Annotated in this window: 1 protein-coding gene; it reads right to left on the bottom strand. The window is 67.3% G+C overall.

What is annotated here, in order from left to right; all coding sequences use genetic code 11:
- Positions 1 to 1,707: ATP-binding protein (locus tag AC097L_RS23670; RefSeq protein WP_479589187.1), on the bottom strand; the 1,707-nt coding region annotated here is incomplete at both ends.

The following is a 1,707-nucleotide window of genomic DNA, read 5'->3' as shown; positions in this document are numbered from 1 at the left end:
TGGCACAGCGCTCTGCCTCGTCCAACGCCTGGGCATCGCTGTCTTGCACCAGTTGCTCCAGTTCGGCCAGCAAGGGGGGCACATCGGGCGGCACGACAGTACGGGGTGCAGCAGCGGCAGTGGGTGCCATCTGCGCCGTGTGTGCTGTCTGTTCCCAGCCATCTATACCCGCCACCACCGCACACAAGCAGGCATCCACCGCGTCACACAACAACTGCATTTCTGCCGCCGGGACCCGCGGCGCGGCGCACGCCAGCTCCAGGCTGTGGGCCGTCTGCTGCAAGTCCTGCGCGCCGATATTGCCCGCCAATCCCTTCAGGGTGTGGACATGGCGCACCAGGCCCTCCTGCTGGGCCGGGCTGGTCAGGTCAGCGCGCAAGCGGTCGAACTGGGCGCTGAAGTCGCGCTGCGTGGCGGCAAACCGCAGCAGCAGGCGGGCGTACAGATCGGCCTTGCCACCGGCCACGCGCAACCCGGCGGCCCAGTCCAGGCCGGGCACGCGGTCCAGGCCCTGGAACCTTTGCGTGGGATCGGCGGCCCCGGGAAGCACGCGTGGCGGCGCGACCGCGGCCCTGGCTGGGCTCTTAGGTGTCACCCAGCGGGCGATGGTGGCGAACATCGCGGCCACATCCAGCGGTTTGCCGATGTGGTCGTTCATGCCCACGGCCAACACCTTCTCGCGGTCGCCACTCATGGCGTTGGCGGTCATGGCGATGATGGGCAGCTGGGCCCAACGCGGGTCCTGGCGCAGCAGACGGGTGGCGGTAAAGCCATCCATCACCGGCATCTGGCAGTCCATCAGTACCAGGTCGAACGCGGTGCTGCCGGCCTTTTCCGCAGCCTCCACCCGGTCCACGGCTTCCTGGCCGTTGTTGGCCACCTCCACCAACATGCCTGCGCTGGTGAGCAGGTCCAGCGCCAGTTCCTGGTTGACTTCATTGTCTTCCACCAGCAGCACCCGCACGCCCACCAGACCCTGCGCCGGGTCGCTGGCCGGGCCCGGCGCGGCCAGCGCGCGGCTGGGTGCCTGCGAGGGAGTGGTGTTGATGGTGAAGTAAAACGTGCTGCCCTCCCCGGCGGTGCTGTGCACCCCAATGCTGCCGCCCATCAAATGGACCAGGGTTTTGCAGATGGTCAGCCCCAGCCCGGTGCCGCCAAAGCGCCGCGAGGTGGACGAGTCGGCCTGGGTAAAGGCGTTGAACAGCTTGCCTTGCTGCTCGGGCGTGAGGCCGATGCCTGCGTCGGTGACCGCAAAGTGCAGCGTGAGCTGCTCGCCACTGGCCGACCACAGCGGGTCGTCCGGGGCCAGGCGGCGCACCGCCACCACGATCTCGCCCCGCTCGGTGAATTTGATGGCATTGCCCACCAGGTTCAGCAGTACCTGGCCCAGCCGCAGCGGGTCGCCCTGCAGCATGGCAGGAATGTCGGCGGCAGATTCCACCCGCAGCACCAGGCCTTTGCTGTGGGCTTTTTCGGCCACCAGGCTGGCCAGGGTGGTGAGCACCTCGTCCAGCGCAAACGGCGTGGATTCAATGGCCATTTTGCCGGCCTCGATCTTGGAGAAGTCCAGGATGTCGTTGATGATGCCCAGCAGGTTTTTGGCGGCGGCGTTGACCTTTTGGATGTAGTTGGCCTGGCGCGGGCTGAGCTCGCCCGCCAGCGCCAGACCCGACATGCCGATGATGGCGTTCATCGGGGTGCGGATTT

Source organism: Rhodoferax sp. RT5P35 (assembly GCF_056521385.1).
Note: the sequence above shows the minus strand (reverse complement) of the source record. Positions and strands in the feature narration are given on the sequence as shown.